The 20,972-nt window shown below is 70.3% G+C and carries 20 protein-coding genes; 7 read left to right on the plus strand and 13 right to left on the minus strand.

Translation table 11 applies throughout. The features are described from left to right. Positions 1–15: 15 nt before the first annotated feature. The 6 genes from ACIGEP_RS12945 to ACIGEP_RS12970 form a co-directional block, all read right to left on the minus strand. Complete coding sequence (locus ACIGEP_RS12945) at positions 16–465, minus strand: tetratricopeptide repeat protein (protein ID WP_396662048.1); 450 nt, start codon at positions 463–465, stop codon at positions 16–18. Next, on the minus strand, positions 462–1,274 hold the full coding sequence (locus ACIGEP_RS12950) for a 4-hydroxy-tetrahydrodipicolinate reductase (protein WP_396662050.1): 813 nt from the start codon (positions 1,272–1,274) through the stop codon (positions 462–464). Before ACIGEP_RS12950 ends, ACIGEP_RS12945 begins: the two co-directional genes overlap by 4 nt. Before the next feature lie 9 nt (positions 1,275–1,283). Next, positions 1,284–2,105: a sulfite exporter TauE/SafE family protein gene (locus tag ACIGEP_RS12955; protein WP_396662051.1), complete on the minus strand. Its 822-nt coding sequence runs from the start codon at positions 2,103–2,105 to the stop codon at positions 1,284–1,286. Between the two features lies 1 nt (position 2,106). Next, a complete protein-coding gene (locus ACIGEP_RS12960; RefSeq protein ID WP_396662052.1) occupies positions 2,107–2,706 on the minus strand; it encodes a histidine phosphatase family protein in 600 nt (199 codons plus the stop codon). A gap of 65 nt (positions 2,707–2,771) precedes the next feature. Then, a complete protein-coding gene (locus tag ACIGEP_RS12965; protein ID WP_396662053.1) occupies positions 2,772–3,791 on the minus strand; it encodes an aldo/keto reductase in 1,020 nt (339 codons plus the stop codon). Positions 3,792–3,992: 201 nt separating this feature from the next. Next, the gene (locus ACIGEP_RS12970) at positions 3,993–6,257 is read right to left on the minus strand and encodes a polyribonucleotide nucleotidyltransferase (RefSeq protein ID WP_396662054.1); all 2,265 of its coding nucleotides are present in this window, start codon (positions 6,255–6,257) and stop codon (positions 3,993–3,995) included. Between the two features lie 295 nt (positions 6,258–6,552). Between ACIGEP_RS12970 and ACIGEP_RS12975 the strand changes: the two genes are divergently transcribed. Next, the gene (locus ACIGEP_RS12975; protein WP_396662055.1) at positions 6,553–6,735 is read left to right on the plus strand and encodes a DUF5302 domain-containing protein; all 183 of its coding nucleotides are present in this window, start codon (positions 6,553–6,555) and stop codon (positions 6,733–6,735) included. A gap of 73 nt (positions 6,736–6,808) precedes the next feature. On the opposite strand, the gene ACIGEP_RS12980 is transcribed toward ACIGEP_RS12975, so the two are convergent. After that, a complete protein-coding gene (locus ACIGEP_RS12980; RefSeq protein WP_396662056.1) occupies positions 6,809–8,248 on the minus strand; it encodes a cation:dicarboxylate symporter family transporter in 1,440 nt (479 codons plus the stop codon). A gap of 127 nt (positions 8,249–8,375) precedes the next feature. Here ACIGEP_RS12980 and ACIGEP_RS12985 point away from each other — a divergent pair, with 127 nt between their 5' ends. Further along, positions 8,376–9,641, plus strand: coding sequence for an ATP-binding protein (locus tag ACIGEP_RS12985; RefSeq protein WP_396662057.1), 1,266 nt, complete (start codon positions 8,376–8,378; stop codon positions 9,639–9,641). Further along, positions 9,638–10,318 (plus strand): response regulator, encoded by a 681-nt coding sequence (locus tag ACIGEP_RS12990; RefSeq protein WP_396662058.1) that lies wholly within the window; start codon positions 9,638–9,640, stop codon positions 10,316–10,318. The genes ACIGEP_RS12985 and ACIGEP_RS12990 overlap by 4 nt, the downstream gene beginning before the upstream one ends. Positions 10,319–10,325: 7 nt before the next feature. On the opposite strand, the gene ACIGEP_RS12995 is transcribed toward ACIGEP_RS12990, so the two are convergent. Next, positions 10,326–12,284 carry a GDSL-type esterase/lipase family protein gene (locus ACIGEP_RS12995; RefSeq protein WP_396662059.1) on the minus strand — a complete coding sequence of 653 codons (1,959 nt, stop codon included), beginning with the start codon at positions 12,282–12,284 and terminating at the stop codon, positions 10,326–10,328. Positions 12,285–12,435: 151 nt separating this feature from the next. Here ACIGEP_RS12995 and ACIGEP_RS13000 point away from each other — a divergent pair, with 151 nt between their 5' ends. Further along, complete coding sequence (locus ACIGEP_RS13000) at positions 12,436–13,032, plus strand: DedA family protein (protein ID WP_396662060.1); 597 nt, start codon at positions 12,436–12,438, stop codon at positions 13,030–13,032. Between the two features lie 5 nt (positions 13,033–13,037). Here the strand turns inward: ACIGEP_RS13000 and ACIGEP_RS13005 are convergent, their stop codons facing one another. Beyond that, positions 13,038–13,682, minus strand: coding sequence for an FMN reductase (locus tag ACIGEP_RS13005; RefSeq protein WP_396662061.1), 645 nt, complete (start codon positions 13,680–13,682; stop codon positions 13,038–13,040). Continuing rightward, positions 13,679–14,875, minus strand: coding sequence for an LLM class flavin-dependent oxidoreductase (locus tag ACIGEP_RS13010; protein ID WP_396662603.1), 1,197 nt, complete (start codon positions 14,873–14,875; stop codon positions 13,679–13,681). Before ACIGEP_RS13010 ends, ACIGEP_RS13005 begins: the two co-directional genes overlap by 4 nt. Positions 14,876–15,020: 145 nt before the next feature. Between ACIGEP_RS13010 and ACIGEP_RS13015 the strand changes: the two genes are divergently transcribed. After that, entirely contained in the window at positions 15,021–16,121 is a 1,101-nt protein-coding gene (locus ACIGEP_RS13015; RefSeq protein WP_396662062.1) for an acyltransferase family protein, read from the plus strand. Here the strand turns inward: ACIGEP_RS13015 and ald are convergent, their stop codons facing one another. Next, positions 16,122–17,219: an alanine dehydrogenase gene (gene ald / locus ACIGEP_RS13020; protein ID WP_396662063.1), complete on the minus strand. Its 1,098-nt coding sequence runs from the start codon at positions 17,217–17,219 to the stop codon at positions 16,122–16,124. A gap of 119 nt (positions 17,220–17,338) precedes the next feature. On the opposite strand from ald, the gene ACIGEP_RS13025 reads away from it, so the two are divergent. Continuing rightward, positions 17,339–17,848: an Lrp/AsnC family transcriptional regulator gene (locus ACIGEP_RS13025; RefSeq protein WP_396662064.1), complete on the plus strand. Its 510-nt coding sequence runs from the start codon at positions 17,339–17,341 to the stop codon at positions 17,846–17,848. Between the two features lie 59 nt (positions 17,849–17,907). Beyond that, positions 17,908–18,918 (plus strand): isopenicillin N synthase family dioxygenase, encoded by a 1,011-nt coding sequence (locus tag ACIGEP_RS13030; protein ID WP_396662065.1) that lies wholly within the window; start codon positions 17,908–17,910, stop codon positions 18,916–18,918. A gap of 82 nt (positions 18,919–19,000) precedes the next feature. Here the strand turns inward: ACIGEP_RS13030 and rpsO are convergent, their stop codons facing one another. Next, complete coding sequence (rpsO, locus tag ACIGEP_RS13035) at positions 19,001–19,270, minus strand: 30S ribosomal protein S15 (RefSeq protein WP_018187174.1); 270 nt, start codon at positions 19,268–19,270, stop codon at positions 19,001–19,003. A gap of 125 nt (positions 19,271–19,395) precedes the next feature. Beyond that, complete coding sequence (locus ACIGEP_RS13040) at positions 19,396–20,949, minus strand: D-alanyl-D-alanine carboxypeptidase family protein (RefSeq protein WP_396662066.1); 1,554 nt, start codon at positions 20,947–20,949, stop codon at positions 19,396–19,398. Positions 20,950–20,972: the final 23 nt, after the last annotated feature.

The raw sequence follows: 20,972 nt of genomic DNA on the forward strand, positions 1-20,972 counted from the left end.
GGCGCGGCGGCTCACTCAACTGCGGCGCTGGGCACGCTCGCGCGAGATGGCGGTGCGGATGGCGCCACGCGCCCGGCGGCGATCGCCCGCACCGTCGTAGAGCAGCCCCATCCGGTACCAGGCGCGCCAGTCGTCGGGATCGCGTTCGACGGCGTCCCGGTAGGCCGGGAAGAGCGCATCCGCCTCCGCCTGCACCGGGCGGCCGCTCGGGCGCAGGCTGAGCTCCTCGTCCGGCAAGCCGCCCTCCGCGTCGAGCCGCCGACCGAGTCGCTGGGCACCGAGACCGAAGCTCAGCTCCCGCCACAACGCCCACACCGCGACCACCGGCAGGAGCACGAGCGCGACGCCCATCGCGACGCCCACCGGGTCGCCGCTGGCGACGAGCAGGACGGCGCGCTGAGCGACGAGCGCGATGTAGAGGACGAGGACGACCGCGACGATCGCGACGCCGAGGCGCGTCCTCATCGCGCCGTCGTCGCGGCGACCTGGCCCGACACGTCGCCGTCGGCGACGGGCACGGTCCGCTGAGCGTGCGGCATCCGGATACCGATGTCGATCATGGCGTCCAGACCGATCACGATGCCCGACGCGCCGCGGGCGGCGTCGAGAGCGACGCGGATGCCGGGGGCATAGGCCGCGGCGGGGTCCACCGTGTCGTGCACGATCGTGAGCGACTCCCCCGGCCCCGACAGGATCGTCTCCTGGCGGGCGATGACACCCGGCCGGCGCAGCGAGTGGACCGGGACACTGGCGATCTGCTGGCCGCGCGCACGCTGGTCGACGTGCGGCGCCTCGACCGGTCCGACCTCCGACCGTGCCGCGGCGATGAGCTCCGCCGTGCGCACAGCCGTCCCGCTGGGCGAATCGACCTTCGTCTCGCGGTGGGTCTCGACGATCTCGATGGAGGGGAAGAACGGGGCGGATGCCGCAGCCAGCGCCGATCCGATCACGGAGCCGAGTGAGAAGTTGGGGATGAAGACAGCGCCGGTGCCCGCGGCATCCACCAGCGGACGGACGAGCGCGATGCGTTCGGCGGACCATCCGGATGTGCCGACGAGGACGTTCTTGCCGCGCTCGACCGCGGCCCGGACGACGTCGATGGAGACAGCCGGCGTCGACGCGTCGACGACGAGGTCGGCGCCGTCCATCTCGCTGAGGTCGCTCGAGGACCCGAGGACCGCGACGGTCTGGTACCCGTCCGTCGCCGCGATCACGTCGGCGATGATGCCGCCGAGCTTGCCGGTCCCGCCCACGAGGGCCACACGCGTCGTCATGCCTCCAGCCTAGGCGGGCAGGAGTGAGGCGATCGTGTCCCACGCGAGCTTGACGACCAGCAGGCCCAGCACCACCAGGAACACGACGCGCACGAACCCGTTGCCGCCACGCGTGGCCATCCGTGCGCCGACGAAGCCGCCCGCGATGTTGGCGCACGCCATGAGGAGTCCGAGGATCAGGATGATCTCGCCATGCACGCCGTAGACGATGAGCGCGGCGAGGTTCGTGGTCAGATTGGCGATCTTCGCGTTCACGCTCGCCTGCAGGAACCCGAAGCCGAGGACGCCGACGAGGAGGATGACGAAGAACGATCCGGTCCCCGGGCCGAGGATCCCGTCGTAGAAGCCGACGGCGAGCCCGATGAGGCCCGAGCGCCACACGACGGCGCTTCGGGCGGTGTGCCGCGGCTCGTGATGCAGTCCCATGCGCGGGCGCAGCAGCGTGTACACGCCGACCGCGACCACCGCGACGAGCACGACGGGGGTCAGGAGCTCACGAGGCACGTAGCGCGACAGCGCCGCGCCCACGGCGGACCCGGCGAAGGCGCCCGCGACGAGCGGGATCAGGAGCGTCAGATGCACGCGGACCCGCCGGAGGTAGACCCAGCTCGCAGAGAGCGTCCCGAAGAAGGACGACAGCTTGTTGGTGCCGAGGATGAACGGTGTCGCGACATCCTTCGGCACGCCGATGACGAGCGCCGGCAGCTGGATGAGACCGCCCCCGCCTACGACGGCGTCGACCCACCCGGCGACCCCGGCCGCGACCACGAGGAACAGGAGCGCACTGGCCGAGACGGGCAGCCATTCGGCGACGGCGGGACCGGTCAGCACCTCACACCGAGAGGATGTCGGGCAGCCCCGTCCGCAGTTCGACGGGGAGATGTGCGAGGTCGTTGTGGGCCACGAGGGTCCACGGCCGCCCCGGGCGCTGCGCGAGGACGGTCAGACCGCAGTGGGCCTGGTTGATCGTCAACCAGCGCCACTCCGGCGCCTGCAGGACCTCGCGGACGAACCAGGCGATGACGAAGTTGTGCGTGATGAGGAGCTCGTGCGCATGAGGACGGTGGGCGAGGAACTCCGCCCCGGCATCCGCCATCTGCGCCGCGCCGGCGTCGGTCTCGGCCTCGGTCACTCCGCCGAAGAACGGCTCGTAGACGTGCGGCGTGTCGGGCGTCATCCCGCTCGGCACGCAGTCGAACAGCAGAGCCGTGGGTTCGGGGTCGACGGCGGGCAAGCGCTCGGCGACCGCGCGAGCGGTCTCGGCGGCACGCAGCAACGGCGAGTGCCACACGGCGGTCAGCGGGACCCCCGACAGGCGATCCGCGAGGAGCTCGGCCTGGCGGCGACCACGCGGCGAGAGCGGTCCGTCAGCCAGCCCGTGCTCGGCGTCGAGGTGTTCGCCGTGCCGCACCAGATACAGATAGTGCGTCACCTGATTGCTCGCTTCGTCGAAAGTGCGCCGGGGGTTGCCCCGGCTCCTTCCACCCTAAACCAGCCTCAGTCGGTGGCCCGCGCGATCTCGGCGAGGTGGGCGCGACTGAGGTGCACCCCCACCCCCTGCACGAGTTCGTCGACGTGAGCGACGGCGTAGGCGTTGACGATCGGCGCCGCGACCACGCGTTGCGCGAGCAGCCAGGCGATGGCGACCGCGGCGGGAGGGACCGCGAGTTCACCCGCGATCCGATCCATCGCCCGCAGGGTCCGCGCGCCCCGACGGTTCATGCTCGCTGCCAGCTGACGCCCACGTACCGAGCCGCTGACATTTTCGCGGTCGCGATGCATCCCCGACAGGTAGCCGTGCTCGAGCGCCTGCGAGGGGGTCACCGCGATCCCCTGCGCCCCGGCGACCAGCCGCAGGTCGCCGTCGAACTCGTCGCGGCGGAGCACGTTGTAGGGCACATCGAGCACCGTGAACCGCGGGTAACCCGCCGCCGAGAGGATGCGCGCCTCGACGAGCTGCGCGGCCCGGTACCCCGCGGCACCGATCGAGCGCACCTTGCCGGACTCGACGAGCCATTCCGCGGTCGCCAGGGTGTCCTCGAGCAGGGTCGTCCGGTCGGACGTGCCATCGAGGGAGAGCACGTCGATGCGATCGGTGCCGAGCCGGATGAGGGATGCCTCAACGGCGCGCACGAGGTTGACAGGCCCCAATCCGGGGTTGTCGGCGCCCCGGCCGACACGCACCGTGAGGACCATGTCGTCTCGGTTCCGGCGCGCGGCCATCCACCGGCCGATGGCGTGCTCGCTGCGACCAGCGGCATAGCTGTCGGAGGTGTGCAGCGCGTTCCCGCCGCGTTCGACGTAGCGGTCCAGGATGGCGTGCGCCGCGGCGATGTCGATGTGCCACCCGAACTCGCCGCCGCCCAGAATCAGGGGGAACACCGAGAGCCCGGTCTCGCCGAGCGGGACGCGGACGGTGCGGCCCAGCGGAGCCCCGTGTACGGGCAGAGGTCCGGACGGGTGGAGTGTGGGCGCGGTGGTCGGCGACGTCGGATCCGCCGTCTCGAACGCTGCCATGCCCGTCTCCTCGCAGAGCGCTCCGGGAGACATGCGTCCACGCACCACCGGATGCGCTCACTCCGAGGGTAGAGCAGCCCTCGGACACGACGCGCGCGCCCACGCGGCACGGGATGACGTTTCGATAACGGTTGTCCACGCACCGCCGGGAACGGCGAACGCCCGCCCTCCGAAGAGGACGGGCGTTCGCGACGTGCGGGATCAGGCCTCGGCGGGCGCCTCGACTGCCGCGTCGCCGGCCGGAGCCGACTCCTCGACCACGGGCTCGAGCGACAGCTTGCCGCGGTCATCGATCTTCGTGATGCGCACGAGGATCTTCTGACCGACACCGAGCACGTCCTCGACGTTCTCGACGCGCTTGCCACCGGCGAGCTTGCGGACCTCGCTGACGTGCAGCAGGCCGTCCTTGCCCGGGAGGAGCGAGACGAACGCACCGAAGGTCGCGATCTTGACGACCGTGCCCAGGAACTGCTCGCCGACCTCGGGGTTGGTCGGGTTGGCAATGGCGTTGACCTGCGCGCGCGCGGCCTCGGCCGAGGGTCCGTCGACGGCGCCGATGTACACGGTGCCGTCGTCCTCGATCGAGATCTGAGCGCCGGTCTCGTCCTGGATCGCGTTGATCGTCTTGCCCTTGGGGCCGATCAGCTCGCCGATCTTGTCGACGGGGATCTGCACGCTGATGACGCGGGGCGCGGTGGGCGCCATCTCGTCGGGAGCGTCGATCGCCGAGTTCAGGACGTTCAGGATCGTGAGGCGAGCATCCTTGGCCTGGGTCAGCGCGGCAGCGAGCACCGACGACGGGATGCCGTCGAGCTTCGTGTCGAGCTGGATGGCCGTGATGAACTCGCTCGTTCCGGCGACCTTGAAGTCCATGTCGCCGAGGGCATCCTCGGCACCCAGGATGTCGGTCAGCGCGGCGTAGCGCGTCTGGCCGTCGACCTGGTCGGACACGAGGCCCATGGCGATACCGGCGACGGGAGCGCGCAGCGGCACACCCGCGTTCAGCAGCGACAGGGTCGACGCGCAGACGGAGCCCATCGAGGTCGAGCCGTTGGAGCTGAGCGCCTCGGAGACCTGACGGATCGCGTACGGGAACTCCTCGCGGCTCGGCAGCACGGGCACAAGGGCGCGCTCGGCGAGGAAGCCGTGCCCGATCTCACGACGCTTCGGGCTGCCGACGCGGCCGGTCTCACCGGTCGAGTAGGGCGGGAAGTTGTAGTGGTGCATGTAGCGCTTGCTCGTCGTGGGCGACAGCGAGTCGATCTGCTGCTCCATCTTGAGCATGTTCAGCGTGGTGACACCCAGGATCTGAGTCTCGCCGCGCTGGAAGATCGCCGAGCCGTGGACGCGCGGGATGACCTGCACCTCGGCGTCGAGCGGACGGATGTCGGCCAGGCCACGACCGTCCATACGGACACCCTCGGCGAGGATGCGGCCGCGGACGACCACCTTCGTCACCGACTTGTACGCGGCGGAGAACTCGATCGGCGCGCCGGCGGGGAGCTGCTCCGCCTCGACAGCGGCGATCAGCTCGGCCTTGACACGGTCCTTGACCGCGTCGTCGGCAGCCTGACGCTCCTGCTTGTCGGCGATCTGGTAGACGTTCACCAGGTCGTCGTAAGCGCGACCGGCCACGAAGTCGTAGACCTCGGAGCTGTAGGGCGGGAAGACGGGGTAGACGCCCGGCTCACGCGAGGACTCGGCGGCCATCTGCGCCTGCGCCTCGACGAGCTGCTTGAGGAACGGCTTGGCGGCCTCGAGGCCACCCGCGACGATCTCTTCGCTCGGCTTGACGGCGCCGCCCTTGATGAGGTTCCAGCTGTTCTCGGTGGCTTCGGCCTCGACCATCATGATCGCGACGTCGCCGTCGGGCAGGACGCGGCCGGCGACCATGAGGTCGAAGACGGCCTCCTCGACCTGCTTCTGGTTCGGGAACGCGACCCACTGGTCGGCGTGCTCGCCGTGACCCGGGATGAGGGCGAGGCGGACACCGGCGATCGGACCCGAGAAGGGCAGGCCGGAGATCTGCGTCGACGCGGAGGCCGCGTTGATCGCGAGGGCGTCGTAGTACTCGCCGGGAGCGATCGAGAGGACCGTGACGACGATCTGGACCTCGTTGCGGAGGCCGTCGACGAAGGACGGGCGCAGCGGGCGGTCGATGAGTCGGCAGACGAGGATCGCCTCGGTGGAGGGGCGTCCCTCGCGGCGGAAGAACGAGCCGGGGATCTTGCCGGCGGCGTACGAACGTTCTTCGACGTCGACGGTCAGCGGGAAGAAGTCGAAGCCCTCACGCGGGTGCTTGCCGGCGCTGGTGGCCGACAGGAGCATGGTTTCTTCGTCGAGATAAGCGGCAACGGCGCCCTGCGCCTGCTGTGCCAGTCGTCCGGTCTCGAACCGGATCGTGCGGGTGCCGAAGCGTCCGTTGTCGAGGACGGCTTCTGCGGCGGTGATTTCTGGACCTTCCAAGAGGTCTCTCCTTCTTTGTTTAGACTCGCACGCGCGTTTCGCGCACGAGATCGTGCGAAGGAGCAGGAACAGGCAGATATGGGCGCGCGGAGACCTCCGCGAGGACCGCCTGCGCTGGCCACCAGTCGAAGACCACCATCCGCGGGAACGGGATGGGAATCCACCACAGGGGACCAGCTTCCTGCCGGGCCTGCTCCATGAGCTCACTGTGAAGTTGAGCGGATGCCGCGCGGAAAACCGCGGGCAACCCTCCCCACCCTATCAGCGGGCCCTTCCGGGTGCGTATCGTGGCGGCATGAGCGACGACGAGAAGACCGCGGATGCGGCATCCGATGACATGAAGCGGAAGTTCCGCGAGGCGCTCGAGAAGAAGAACGCGCAGAGCCGGAAGGGTGAGGCCCACCTGGACGGCGACTCGGCGGTGCACAGCACGCACGGCGCGGTCACCAAGCGCGAGTTCCGACGCAAGAGCGGCTGAGCCCTAGCGGCCCGACATGACGGCGGGCCCGGACGCCATCTGGCTGTCCGGGCCCGCCGCGTTCATGGGACCGTCAGTGCGTCGCCGCCTCCGCGCGCCGGCGTGCGCGCTCCTCCTTGGCCGCGGCCTCGTCGAGCGCCGCGTCGCCGAGGCCAGTCGTGTCGACCGCGTCGGTGTCGTGGGAGACGCCGTGGCCGGAGAGGGTCGACTCGTCGAAGGGACGCTGCCCGGCGAGGACGGCGGCGACCTGCTCGCGGTCGATCTGCTTCGTCCAGGTGCCGATGAGGAGCGTCGCGACGGCGTTGCCCGTGAAGTTCGTGAGCGCACGGCCCTCGGACATGAACCGGTCGATGCCGACGATGACGCCCACGCCGTTGACGAGGTCGGGGCGGTAGGCCTGCAGACCGCCGGCGAGGGTCGCGAGACCGGCACCGGTGACGCCTGCGGCGCCCTTCGAGGCGATGATCATGAAGACGAGGAGACCGATCTGCTCGGGGATCGACATCGGAGCGCCCATCCCCGAGGCGATGAACAGCGAGGCCATCGTCAGGTAGATCGCGGTGCCGTCGAGGTTGAAGGAGTAACCGGTGGGGACCGTGATGCCGACGACGGGCTTCGAGACGCCGAGGTGCTCCATCTTGGCGATCAGGCGCGGCAGGGCCGACTCGCTGGACGAGGTGCCGACGATCAGCAGGTACTCCCGGCCGAGGTACTTCATCACCTGGAAGATGTTGACCCGGGCGACGGCGTACAGGAGCGTGCCGAGGACGCCGACGATGAAGACGATGCACGTGATGTAGAACGCGACCATCAGCAGACCGAGGCTCAGGATCGCGGCGACTCCGGTCTTGCCGACCACGGCGGCGATGGCACCGAACGCACCGATGGGCGCGAGCCAGAGGATCATGCCCAGGATGCGGAAGACGAGCGCCTGGAGGTTCTTGACGGCGTTCATGATGGGCTCGCCCTTGGCGCCCATCTTCTGCAGCGCGAAGCCGACCAGCAGCGCGATGAAGAGGACCTGGAGCACGCTCTCACCGGTGAAGGCCGAGAAGAAGGTGGTCGGGATGATGCCGATCAGGAACTCGCTCGTCGTCTTGGCCTCGGGCAGCGAGTCCGTGTCGTAGGTGGCGCCCTGCATGTTGAGGCCCTCACCCGGGTGGATGATGTTGCCGACGACGAGACCGATCGCCAGGGCGAACGTCGACATCGCCATGAAGTAGAGCAGCGCGAGGCCGCCGATACGGCCGACCGTGGCCGCCTTCGCGATGGAACCGACCCCGACCACGATCGTGCAGAAGATGATCGGCGCGATCATCATCTTGATGAGGTTGACGAACGCCTTGCCGACCGGCTCGAGCTCGACCGCGAAGGTCGGCCAGACGAGTCCGACCACGCAGCCGAGGACGACCGCGATGATCACCGAGACGTAGAGCCAGGTGTGCTTGTCCCAGGCCTGCTTGCCGCGGCGCGGGTTGTATCCGGGAAGCCGGAACGAGGATGTGAGGGCCATGATCTCTCCTGCGTGACAGTCGTTGTCGTGAGCCGACGGCTGTGTCGACGGGGACCAGCGTGCGCCTGTCCGCTCCGCCCCTGCAGTTGTGGTCGTATTGTTCCCACAACGGCGAGAGGAGTGCAGCGTGGCGCGACCCCGACCGACGAGCGCGGCATCCCGCGTCTTCGTCGCCGTCTCGGCCGCCGTCGTCGTCCTGTCCCTCGCGATGGCCGGGATCCTGCTCTGGGAGGGGCAGCGCGCCGTCCGGGGGGAGGCAGAGCGGGTGACGCGCGCGGTCGCCGAGACCATCGCCGACAGCACGGGCGTCATAGACGCGCTCGCCCGGGGCGACCGGGCGGAGGCGTCGCGTCTGCTGCAGCCCGAGATCGAGGCGGTCATCACGGACGCCGACGTCGACTTCGTGACGGTGATGGACCCCTCCGGCATCCGCATCACCCACCGCGATCCCGCCCGGATCGGCGAGCGCTACCTCGGGACCATCCCCGAGGGCACCGGGACCCTCACGGAGGAGTTCACCGGCACGCTCGGCCCGTCGGTGCGCACGATCGTGCCGGTCGTCTCGGGCGGCGAGGTGGTCGGGCGCGTGTCGGTGGGCGTCACGATCGGCTCGATCGCCGAGACCCTGGGACCGCGCGTGCTGGTGGCCGTCGGCATCGCCGTCGTCCTGGCCGCGGCGGGACTGGCGGGCGCGATCTTCGCGCGCCGGGCGACCCGCCGGGTGACCGGCGACCTTCCCGCCGGCGCGGTGCGCGACGCGGTCTCGTCCTACGAGTCCATGCGCACCCTGGGGGAAGCACTGCGCGCGCAGACCCACGAGCACGGCAACCGGCTGCACACCGCGATCGCACTGCTGGAGCTCGGACGCACCGCCGAGGCGATCGGGATCCTGTCGGAGGACGCGCGCCAGAGCCAGCTGCTCGTCGACCAGGTCGCCGCGCGACGCGAGGGCGACCCGACGGTGGGGGCACTGCTCCTCGGCAAGGCCTCGCAGGCCGCCGAACGCGGCGTGGAGTGGCGCGCACGGATCGACGCCGACGCGCCGCGGTCGGTCCTCTCCCCCGTCGACGCGGTGTCGGTCGTCGGGAACCTCATCGACAACGCGCTGGATGCCGCGGCATCCGGTCCCGCGCCCCGCTGGGTCGACGTGCGCATGACCCGGACCGCGGAGGACGAGCTCGCAGTCGAGGTCGCCGACAGCGGCCACGGCGTGCCGGCCGAGGTCGCCGACCGCATCTTCGACCACGGCTTCTCGACGAAGCCCCCCGGGGAGTTCGGTCGCGGCGTGGGACTCGCGCTCGTCCGGTCGATCGTGGAAGAGGCGGAGGGCACGATCTCGGTGCGGTCCGATCCGACCACCTTCGCGGTCATCCTCCCGAGGCGCGACGCATGATCGGCGTGCTGGTCGTCGACGACGACGCCCTGACCCTCGAGCTCCACCGGCACTACGTCGAACGGCTCGACGGCTTCGAGGTCGTCGCCGAGTGCACGGGGGCCCGTGCCGCGGTCGCAGCCCTCCTCGACAGCCCCCGAGCGGCCGAGATCGACCTCGTTCTGCTCGACATGACGATGCCCGACGGCTCCGGGCTCGATGTCCTCCGCCATCTCCGCGCCCGCGCCGGCGCCGTCGATGTCATCGCGATCACATCGGTACGCGACGCGGAGGTCGTGCGCCAGGCGATCACCCTCGGCGCGGTGCAGTATCTCGTCAAACCCTTCACGTTCGGCGACTTCCACGACCGGATGCAGCAGTACCGACGCTTCCGCGAACAGGTGTCGCAGGCGGCGGGTGCGCCCACACAGGCCGAGATCGACGCGATGCTGGGTACGCTCCGCACCGCGCCCGCACCGACGCTTCCCAAGGGACTGTCTCCCGAGACCCTCGGCCGCGTGAGCGCGCTGCTGCGCTCGGGGCCGGTGTCGGCACGCGAGGCGGCGGATCGGCTCGGGATGTCGCGGGTCGCCGCGCGGCGCTACCTCGAGCACCTCGCCGATGCCGGGCGGGCCGACCGTGTGCAGCGGTACGGGACCCCCGGTCGCCCCGAGACGGAGTACCGGTGGTCGCGCTGAGCGGCGCTCAGCGGCGAAGGCCCGCCCGCCCGCTCGGCCGGCCCACCACGACGTAGTCCGGAACCTTCGCCGTGAGCCCGTCCCCCGCCGTCCGGCCGCGCAGACGCCGCCACACCCACGGCAGGGCGTCGCGGCGCAGCCAGGAGCCGCCCGGCGGCGTGTCCTCGTCGACGTGGAAGGCCTCGTCGAGGCCCGCGAGCGCCTCGGCGTCGGGCACGCCGAGCGCGTCCGCGGCGCGGTAGGCGACGTAGCGGTGCCCCCGGGCGCGCAGATGCACTTTGTCGTCCGCCCAGAGCTCGGTGCGGGAGAGCTCAGGAAGGGCGGCGAGATCGAGCAGGATCGCGCCGGTGCGGGCGGCCGCGCGCCGCAAGTGGGCGTTGTACACGGCGAAGCGGCGATGGAAGACCCCGGCCGCGACTCGGTCGGGCAGGAACACCGTCGCGAGGAGCACGTCGCAGCCGGCGGCTCGGAGACGGCTGACGGCGTCCTCCACCTGGGTAGCCAGAACGCGCGGGTCGCACCGCAGCCGGGTGAGATCGTTGGCGCCGATGAGCACCGATACCAGATCAGGACGCATTTCCAGGCACCGGGGCACCTGCTCGTCGACCACGTGCCCCACCCGCCGGCTGCGAACCGCGAGGTTCGCGTAGCGGAACGGGCTGCGGTCGCCGCCGCGGAGGGCGAGCAGGTGAGCGAGCCGGTCCGCCCACCCTCGGAAGGCCCCGGCCGGCATGCGCGAGGAGTCGCAGAGGCCCTCGGTGATCGAATCCCCGAGCGCGACGTAGCGCGACCACCGCCGCGCCGCGTCGGGGCCTGGCGCGGCGACGTCGGGGCGCGGCCACGCGTGGACGCGACGCCCGGCATCCATCACGTGCAGCATCGCGGCCCGCTCGTAGTGCTCGACGAGCCGGTCCGCCAGCGCCTCCCAGGTGCGCCCGGACACCGCGTCCCGGGCGGCGCGGGCGAAAGCGCGACGCTTGGCGTCGTCGCCGGCGAGGTCGGCCACGCGGGCGCGCAGGTCGGCGGTATCGCCGGGCCGGTAGAGCCACCCGTCGACGCTGCTGCGGACCAGGTCGAGGGGACCACCCGACCCGGTCGCCACCACCGGCACACCGCTGGCCTGCGCCTCTTGGATCGTCTGCCCGAACGTCTCGCTCTCGCCGGGGTGCACGAACACGTCGAACGACGCGAGCGCGGTCGCGAGCTCGTCCCCGTCGAGGTGGCCGAGGAAGACCGCGTCGGGCATCATCTGTTCGAGCGCCGGTCGCGCCGGTCCGTCGCCGACGATCACGAGGCGGATGCCGGGGATCCCCCGCAACGCCACGAGGTCCTCCACCTGCTTCTCGGGTGCGAGCCTGCCCATGTATCCGACGATCACCTCGCCGGGCGCCACGCGCTGCCGCCAGCGGTCGTCGCGCCGGTCCGGCGTGAACCGGATCCCGTCCACCCCGCGGCCCCACAGGGCGACCCGGTCGATGCCGAAGCCCTCGAGCTGGGCGCGGGCGGACACCGAGGGCGCGAGGGTGAGGGTCGCACGCCGGTGCAGTCTGCGCACGTGGGCCTCGGCGAGCGCCGCCCCCTGCGACAGCCCGTACCTGCCGACGTAGGCGACGACATCGGTCTGGTACACCGCGACCGTCGGGAGCCGACGCACCTCTGCGGCGACGAGACCCTGCCACCCGAGCAGGAACGGCGAGGCGAGATGGACGACGTCGGCCTCGAATCGGGCCAGGTCCCGTGCGATCGAGGCGACCGGCGGTATCGCGAGACGCACGGCAGGGTATCGGGGCAGCGGCACGGAGGGGACGGAGCGGCCCGGCATCCCGAGTTCGCGACGACCGACACCGGGCGCGATGACGAACACCTCGTGTCCGCGTCGCTCGAGGTGCTCCCGGATCTGCAGGACCGATCCGGTGACCCCGTTCATGTGCGGGAGGAAGGACTCGGTGACGACCGCGACTCTCACAGCACCAGGGTGCCGGGGCCGCGAGCCCGGGCCGAGCGTCAGAGCCTCGGATCGCCGAGTGTTCATCCACTTCTCGCCCGGAGTCCATCGCTGCGTTCCCGGACCGGCCCCTGTTCGCCCCGCGTTCACCGCCGCCTGGTACACAGAGCCCGTGTTCGCCGATCTGCTGGCCGGTGTCGCCGGGGGTCCGTGGGCGCTTCCGGCGCTCTTCGCGCTGGTGTTCGCCGATGCCGTGCTGGTCGTCGTCCCGGGCGAGATCGCCGTGACCGCGACAGGCGCGCTCGCGGCGACCACGGGGACTCCCGCCCTCACCGCCGTCATCGGCGTCGCCGCCCTCGCCGCGTTCTGCGGCGACGCGCTGTGCTACGGAGTCGGGCGGGTCGTCGGCGTCGAACGATGGCGGTGGATGCGGCACCCCCGCATCCGTTCGGCGGTGGACTGGGCGGGGGCCCGCCTCTCGAGAGGGACGGCGACCGTCGTGTTCACCGCCCGCTTCATCCCGTTCGCGCGGCTGGCTGTCAACCTCACCGCCGGGGCGACGAGGGTCCCCGCCGTGAGATACCTCGTGACGGTCGCGGTCGCGGCGACGGCATGGGCGGTCTACCAAGCTCTCGTCGGAGCAGCGGTGGGGAGCCTCCTGCCCGGTGAGCCGGTGCTCGCCGTCGTGCTCTCGATCGCCGTCGCGATCGCGCTCGGGCTGACGATCGACGCGGCGGCGACCCGCTGGACGGGCCGCCGCTCGCGCTGATCGGGTCACTCCCCCGTGAGACCGCCCAGCAGGTGACCGAACGAGCCGCCCTTGCCGAGGTACGACTCGGGGTCGAACGGATCGAGGGTCTCGCCGGCGGGACGCCGCGTCACCGCATCCGCCAGTTCCCGCGCACCCCGCTCGATGCGTGCCGACAGCGGCGACACGTCGTCGGCGCGCGCGCCCCAGTCCGACGACGCGGCGAACACGCCCGTCGAGACGGCCTCGGCGTGCAGGTAGGCGAACAGCGGCCGGATCGCGTAGTCGATCGCGAGCGAGTGACGCGCGGTGCCGGCGTTCGCGCCGATGAGCACCGGCTTGCCCTGCAGGGCGTCGGGATCGAGGACGTCGATGAAGGACTTGAACAGGCCCGAGTAGCTCGTCGAGAAGATCGGCGTCACGACGATGAGCGCGTCGGCCGAAACGACCGTGTTGATCATGGTCTCGAGCGCGGGCGGAGCGAACCCCGTCAGCAGGTTGTTCGTGATGTCGTGGGCGTACTCGCGCAGCTCGAAGGTGTCGACGGATGCCTCGACCCCCCGCTCGCGCAGGTCCGTCAGCACCGCGGCGGCGAGCTTGTCGGCGAGCATGCGCGTCGAGGACGGGTTCGACAGCCCGGCCGAGACGACCGCAATCCGGCGGCCGGTCATCGCGCACCGCCCAGACCGAAGGCGGCACCGACGGGAGCCGGAGTGTCCTGGTACGGGCTCGGGCCCGACAGGTTGTCGCCGCGGTTCGCGCGGGGACGCGCCTCGCGGACGGGACCGTCGCCGTAGGAGGCGGCGACGCGTGCCGCGTGGGTCGGGGCGTCGGGGACGATCGCGGGTCGATCCGTCGCGAGCTCCTTCCGCAGGGCCGGAACCACTTCGCCGCCCAGGAAGTCGAGCTGCTCGAGGACCGTCTTGAGCGGGAGACCCGCGTGGTCGACGAGGAAGAGCTGACGCTGGAAGTCGCCGAACAAGTCGCGCATCCCGGCGTAGCGATCGATCACCTGCTGCGGCGAGCCGACGGTGAGCGGCGTCATCTGGGAGAAGTCCTCCATCGACGGGCCGTGACCGTACACGGGGGCGTTGTCGAAGTACGGGCGGAACTGCGCGACGGCATCCTGCGAGTTCTTCGCCATGAACGCCTGACCGCCGATGCCGACGATCGCCGTCTCGGGTGCGCCGTGACCGTAGTGCTCCCACCGCTGGCGGTAGAGGCCGATGAGGCGCTGGTAGTGCTCGGCCGGCCAGAAGATGTTGTTCGCGAAGAAGCCGTCACCGTAGTAGGCGGCCTGCTCGGCGATCTCGGGGGTGCGGATGGAGCCGTGCCAGACGAACGGGGGCACGCCGTCCAGCGGACGCGGCGTCGAGGTGAAGCCCTGCAGCGGGGTGCGGAACTTGCCCTCGAAGTCGACGACGTCCTCGCGCCACAGCTTGTGGAGCAGGGCGTAGTTCTCGATCGCGAGAGGCACGCCCTGGCGGATGTCCTTGCCGAACCATGGGTAGACGGGTCCGGTGTTCCCGCGCCCGAGCATGAGGTCCATGCGGCCACCCGACAGGTGCTGCAGCATCGCGTAGTCCTCGGCGATCTTCACCGGGTCGTTCGTCGTGATGAGCGTCGTCGAGGTGGAGAGGATGAGGCGTTCGGTCTGCGCCGCAATGTAGGCGAGCGTCGTCGTCGGAGACGAGGACCAGAACGGGGGGTTGTGGTGCTCGCCGATGGCGAACACGTCGAGGCCGACCTCCTCCGCGTGCTTCGCGATCTCGACGGTTGCGGCGATGCGCTCGCGCTCACTGGGCGTGTGGCCCGTGGTGGGGTCCTGCGTGATGTCGGTGACGGTGAAGATGCCGAACTGCACCCCGGGCCAGCTGGTGGTGGTGCTGCTGGTGTCGCTCACGGTGTCCCTCTCGATTCCCGGACGGATCGCGTCCGATTCATGCAAATGAATGTACCCGTGTCAACGTCCTCGTGTCCACGTTATTCCCGCCGGTACTCTGGCCCCGATGAGTACCGCCGCCCCGGGCAGCACCCGCCGCATCCCGATCTGGGACAACGCCCGCGCCGCGTGCATCCTCCTCGTGGTCCTCGGGCACGCCATCCAGCGACTCACCTACGACTCGGACATCGCGCAGAGCCTGTACTTCCTGATCTACGCGTTCCATATGCCCGCCTTCGCCCTCATCTCGGGATACTTCTCCCGCTCCGATCCGCCCAGCAGACGACGGATGACGCGCCTGCTCACCGACATCGTCGTGCCGTATGTGATCTTCGAGGGGCTGTGGACGCTCACGAAGTTCCTCGTCGAGGGCCAGGCCAACCCGAACCTCACGCAGCCGTCATGGACCCTGTGGTTCCTGCTCGCCCTCGGCATCTTCCGGCTCGTGCTGCCCTACCTCGCACTGCTCCGGATGCCACTGCTGTGGACACTCGTCATCTCGATCACCGTGGGCTACTTCCCCAACGTCGATGCGACGCTCTCGCTCTCGCGCACGCTGGGCCTGCTGCCGTTCTTCACGCTCGGGTGGTGGCTCAGTCACCACCGCGTCCTCGAACGCCACGGCCTCCTGCAGCGGCGCCGGCTCTCGTTCCGGGTCGCCGCCGCAGCGATCCTCGTCGCGGCCGGTGTGTGCGCGTGGGCGTTCGTCACACCGCTGAAGGAGATGAACCTCAGTCAGTGGCTCTTCTACGAGGAAAACTACATCGACCTCGTCGGATGGCAGTGGTGGGCGGGCGGCGTCCGCCTGCTCCTCATGGCCCTGGCTCTCGTGCTCAGCGTGTCGTTCTTCGTCCTCATCCCGCGAGGCGAGTACCGCTGGACGGCGATCGGTCGGTACACGATGTACGTCTACCTCCTGCACTCCTTCGTGCTGTATCCGTTCCGAGAGTCGGGCGTCCTGCGGGGCCTCGACCCGACGTGGCTGTGGCTGCCGCTCGTGGCTCTGCTGTCGGTGGCGATCACGGCACTCCTCGCCTCCCGGCCCGTCCGGCGGGTGTTCCGCCCCCTGATCGAGCCCCGACCGGGATGGCTGTTCGCCGACCCCGACCTCACCCGGAGCGACCAACGCCTCAACGACCCGACGGGCTCGCGGCGACCGATGGCCTGATCAGGCGGGGACGAACGGCAGTCCGAATGCCGCCGCGACACCCTCGTTCGTCACGCGTCCCGCGCGCACATTGAGCCCCTTCGCCAGCGCCGTGTCGGCCGCGGCAGCGGCGTCCCACCCCTTGTCCGCCAGGGCCGTGACGAACGGCAGCGTCGCGTTCGTCAGTGCCCGCGTGGACGTCTCGGGCACCGCACCGGGCATGTTGGCGACGCAGTAGTAGACGGCGTCGTGGACGGCGAAGGTCGGGTCGTCGTGCGTCGTCGGGCGGGAGCCTTCGAAGCACCCTCCCTGGTCGATCGCGATGTCGACGAGGACCGCGCCCGCCTTCATCCCCGCGACCATATCGAGTGTCACGAGCTTCGGTGCCGCTGCTCCCGGGATGAGCACCGACCCGATGACGAGATCGGCGGATGCCACCTGCTCGGCGATCTCGTAGCGACTCGACGCGCGGGTGTGAAGACCCGCGTAGCGATTCTCGAGCTCGCGCAGTCGCGGCAGGGAGACGTCGATGACGGTGACGTCCGCCCCCATTCCGAGCGCGTTCGCCGCCGCGTGCTCGCCGGCCACGCCCCCGCCGATGACGACGACCTTCGCCTTCGGCGTCCCGGCGACGCCGCCCAGCAGCGTTCCGCGGCCTCCCGCTGCGCTCATCAACGTGTGCGCGCCCACGGTGATGGAGATGCGCCCCGCGACCTCGCTCATCGGCGACAGCAGGGGCAGCGAGCGGTCCGCGGCCTGCACCGTCTCGTACGCGACGGCGGTGGTCCCGGCGGCGACGAGGGCGTCGGTCAACGGCCGGTCCGCGGCGAGGTGGAGGTAGGCGAACAGGGTCAGGTCGTCACGCAGGTGGCCGTACTCGGCGGCGATGGGCTCCTTCACCTTCACGACGAGTTCGGCATGGCCCCAGGTCGACTCGGCGTTGGGAGTGATGGTCGCCCCGGCGGCTGCGAAAGCGTCGTCCGAGAGGCGGGACCCCGCCCCCGCGCCGGACTGCACGAGCACCTCGTGACCGCGGGAGACCAGAGCGTCCACCCCGGCGGGGGTGATCGCCACCCGGTTCTCGTTGTTCTTGATTTCAGTGGGGACCCCGATGCGCATGGCGCCACGCTCCTCGTCGGCGAGTGATGTGGATTCATCCTGCAGATGATTCGTTACAGGTGCATGACAGACGAAGATCCTTCGACCAGAATGACGAGATCACCCCTTGAAGGAGACAGATGGCCATCTCGGAGCGCGAGACGACGAAGGATGTTCGGCCGCCGGTGTTACTGGACGAGATCGATCGCTCGATCGTCGACGCGTTGGCCGCCGACGCCCGCCTGTCGAACGCGGAACTCGCGGCCCGCGTCGGAGTGGCACCCTCGACCGCCCACGCCCGCACGCGCGCGCTCGTGGACCGTGGCGTCCTGACGGGATTCCACGCGAGCGTCGATCAGCGCGTGGTCGGCGCCGGACTCCAGGCCATCGTGCATGTGACCCTCCGGCCGGGGTCCCGCCACGAGAGCATCACGGAGTTCGCGCATGAGGTCCGCGGCCTGCCTCAGGTCATCCAGATGTTCTTCCTCGGCGGGTCGGACGATTTCCTCATCCACATCGCCGTCGCCGACTCCAGCGAGGTGCGCGCCTTCGTCGTGGAGCACCTCTCCGCCCAGCGCAGTGTCGCGAACACCCGGACGAGCATCATCTTCGACTACCACCGCAACCGGGTGGCCGCGCCGTTCCACTGAGCCGGTAACGACCTGCAACATTGGCCGCCGGCTCCCTGACCCCTGCTTATCCTCGGACCATGTCCGCGCAGAGCCTCCCCGTCCTCGACCTCTCCCAGCTCGATCGGGGGCCCGATGCCGCAGCGGCCTTCCGCGCCGAACTGCGACGAGTCACACACGAGGTCGGCTTCTTCTATCTGACCGGCACCGGGGTCTCCTCCGAGCTCGAGGCCCGACTCCACCGCGCCGCCCGCACGTTCTTCGCCCTCCCCGACGAGGCGAAGCTCGAGATCGAGAACGTGAAGAGCCCGCACTTCCGCGGCTACACGCGGATCGGCGGCGAACGCACGCAGGGCCTCGTCGACTGGCGCGAACAGATCGACATCGGACCGGAACGGCCAGCCGTCACCGATCCGGATGCCCCGGCCTACGCCGCGCTCGTCGGCCCGAACCTGTGGCCGAGCGCGCAACCGGAGCTGCGCGAGATCGCCGAGGAGTGGACGACCATCCTCTCCGAGGTCGCGCGGACCCTCCTGGCCGCCTGGGCCGAGGCTCTCGGGGCACCGGCCACCTACTTCGACGACCACTTCGGCGAGGCGCAGACCCTGCTCAAGATCGTCCGCTATCCGGGCTCCACCGCCCCCGAACCCCAGCAGGGCGTCGGTGCGCACAAGGATGCCGGTGTCGTCACCCTGCTGTGGGTGGAGCCGGGCAAGGGCGGCCTGCAGGTCGAGCGCGACGGCGAGTGGATCGACGCGCCCGCGGTTCCGGGATCGTTCGTCGTGAACATCGGCGAGCTGCTCGAGCACGCCACCGGCGGCTACCTCGCCGCCACCAACCACCGCGTCGTCTCGCCGCGCGCACCCGAGGACCGGATCTCGATTCCGTTCTTCTTCAATCCGTCGCTCGACGCCGAGCTGCCGGCGATCGAGTTGCCCGCCGACCTCGCGGCGCGGGCTCGAGGGGTGTCGCAGGATCCCCGGAACCCCATCCACGGCCTGCACGGCGAGAACGCCCTCAAGTCGCGTCTGCGGGCGCATCCCGACGTCGCCGCGATCTGGCATCCCGAACTCGTCGCCGCGCGGGCCTGATCCGCAACGACGAAGGCCGCCCCACACCGTGGGGCGGCCTTCTCAAGAATGTTCTGCGCGATTGAACGCTGGGTGCGATGCCTTATCGACGGAGACCGAGGCGCTCGATGAGCGAGCGGTAACGGTTGATGTCGACGTCCTGGAGGTAGCCCAGGAGACGGCGGCGCTGGCCGACGAGCAGGAACAGCCCACGACGCGAGTGGTGGTCGTGCTTGTGCTCCTTGAGGTGCTCGGTGAGGTCCTTGATGCGCTGCGTCAGCATCGCGACCTGCACCTCGGGGGATCCGGTGTCACCGGGGTGCGTCGCGTACTCTTCGATGATCGCCTTCTTGACGTCTGCTTCCAGTGCCATAGGTGATCCCCTTCCTCTTCGTTGCGCGGCGCCCGACGCCTGATGCGTGGGCTCTCTTTATCCGCGGCCGATCGAACGGCAACCACAGGAGTCTACACGACGGGAGCAGGCTCGACCGCGCTCGGTCAGTAGCGCGAGGTCACGCCGAGGTACTCGTCCAGGGTGAGTCCGGTCTTCTTCAGATGGGTCGCCGTCCCGGTACCGACGTAGCGAAGGTGCCACGGCTCCCACCGGTACCCGGTCACCTTCTCCTTGCCGCGGGGGTAGCGCACGATGAAGCCGTACCGATGAGCGTTCGCCGCCACCCATCGGCCGGCGCGGGTCTCACCCCAGGACTGCGAGATCGAGTTGACGTCGATCGCCAGGCCGGTCTGGTGCTCACTGTGCCCGGGACGTGCCGAGCGCCGCTCGGCCTCCGCCCTGCCGTGCTGGCGCACCTTGCTCGCGAAGACGCTCTGCTGGGACGCGTAGGAGCGGAACCCCGAGATGATCGAGAGCGAGACACCGTCCTTCTTCGCGTCGGACCGCATCCTGTTCCAGGCGTTCGTCAGCTCGGGACGGAGCCCGTTCCCGTAGGAGGACGGCAACGGGATCGACTTGTTCACGATCAGGATGCCGCGGATGTACATCGGCTTCGCCGGGGCGACCGTGCGGACGTTCGGCGATCCGGCGGAGCGCCACTGCGCCGGCGTGACGGGGGTGAGGTAGCCGTCCATCCGGTGGAGGATCGAGGATCCCGTCGACAGGCGCACGAAGGAGTCGCCGGGGATGCGGGGGCGCAATGTCGTCTTCGGGCGCCCTGCGCGCGCGAACTCGGCGGCGCTGAGCGCCTCGACGGTGTCGACGCTGCGATCGGTCTCGGACGTCGGCCAGGTGACGAGGCCGTACACGATCGGCGACCACGCCGTCTTGGCGTAGACGGTCGGCGGCCGAGCCACGTGCGGCCGTCCCGCGCGCCGATACTCGTCCGCGGTGATCACGCGGTGGGAGCCGTCGGTCCGGACGAAATGGACGGCGGGAGACCAGGCCGCGCGGTACCAGCCACCCGCCACCACGCGGCCGCCGCGGGGCGACCCCGCGGCCGCCCGCTCGGACGACGTCATCTTCTTGGTCTTGCCGTCGGGCGTGCGCGCGTAGAGATCCGCGGGCCCGGACTGATAACGGAAGTACTGCGTGGTGGGCACGTGACCCATGAGACGCACCTTCGGCGAACCGGCGCTCACGAACGACGTGCGGTCGAGCGCGACCACCTTGTCGATGCGACGGTCATCTCCGCCGTCCGGCCAGGTGATCAACGCGTAGACCTGCGGCGACCACGTCACCCGTCCGTAGTCCACCGGGAGGACGCGGAGCCGAGGGCTGCCGGCCGCTTGCCACTGGTCCCTGGTGAGCGCGGTGACGCTGCCGTCCGTACGGGTCCGATAGATCCGAGGGTCCGTGCTCCACGGCGTGCGGTAGTAGCCGTGCACCGTGACCGGCGGGACCGGGGATGCGGTCGGTGACGGTGAGGGCGTCGGCGTCGACGTAGGTGTCTCTGTCGGTGTCGGCGTGACGGTCGCTGCGCCGCCGGATGCCGCGGTCTGCGCGGTCGCCGTGCCGGGCGCCAGCACGATGGTCAGCGCCAGTACGGCCGCGGCGAGCACCGCTGTCGATCGTGCCCGTGGGCCGACGTTCCCCATGCTGCCCACCATAGGGCAGGAGC

Source organism: Microbacterium sp. NPDC077663, from assembly GCF_044542795.1.
GTDB lineage: Bacteria > Actinomycetota > Actinomycetes > Actinomycetales > Microbacteriaceae > Microbacterium.

Coding starts and splice junctions, on each gene's coding strand:
- ACIGEP_RS12945 (WP_396662048.1), bottom strand. CDS start 465: ATGAGGACGCGCCTCGGCGTCGCGATCGTCGCGGTCGTCCTCGTCCTC.
- ACIGEP_RS12950 (WP_396662050.1), bottom strand. CDS start 1,274: ATGACGACGCGTGTGGCCCTCGTGGGCGGGACCGGCAAGCTCGGCGGC.
- ACIGEP_RS12965 (WP_396662053.1), bottom strand. CDS start 3,791: ATGGCAGCGTTCGAGACGGCGGATCCGACGTCGCCGACCACCGCGCCC.
- ACIGEP_RS12975 (WP_396662055.1), top strand. CDS start 6,553: ATGAGCGACGACGAGAAGACCGCGGATGCGGCATCCGATGACATGAAG.
- ACIGEP_RS12980 (WP_396662056.1), bottom strand. CDS start 8,248: ATGGCCCTCACATCCTCGTTCCGGCTTCCCGGATACAACCCGCGCCGC.
- ACIGEP_RS12990 (WP_396662058.1), top strand. CDS start 9,638: ATGATCGGCGTGCTGGTCGTCGACGACGACGCCCTGACCCTCGAGCTC.
- ACIGEP_RS13005 (WP_396662061.1), bottom strand. CDS start 13,682: ATGACCGGCCGCCGGATTGCGGTCGTCTCGGCCGGGCTGTCGAACCCG.
- ACIGEP_RS13015 (WP_396662062.1), top strand. CDS start 15,021: ATGAGTACCGCCGCCCCGGGCAGCACCCGCCGCATCCCGATCTGGGAC.
- ald (WP_396662063.1), bottom strand. CDS start 17,219: ATGCGCATCGGGGTCCCCACTGAAATCAAGAACAACGAGAACCGGGTG.
- ACIGEP_RS13025 (WP_396662064.1), top strand. CDS start 17,339: ATGGCCATCTCGGAGCGCGAGACGACGAAGGATGTTCGGCCGCCGGTG.
- ACIGEP_RS13030 (WP_396662065.1), top strand. CDS start 17,908: ATGTCCGCGCAGAGCCTCCCCGTCCTCGACCTCTCCCAGCTCGATCGG.
- rpsO (WP_018187174.1), bottom strand. CDS start 19,270: ATGGCACTGGAAGCAGACGTCAAGAAGGCGATCATCGAAGAGTACGCG.
- ACIGEP_RS13040 (WP_396662066.1), bottom strand. CDS start 20,949: ATGGGGAACGTCGGCCCACGGGCACGATCGACAGCGGTGCTCGCCGCG.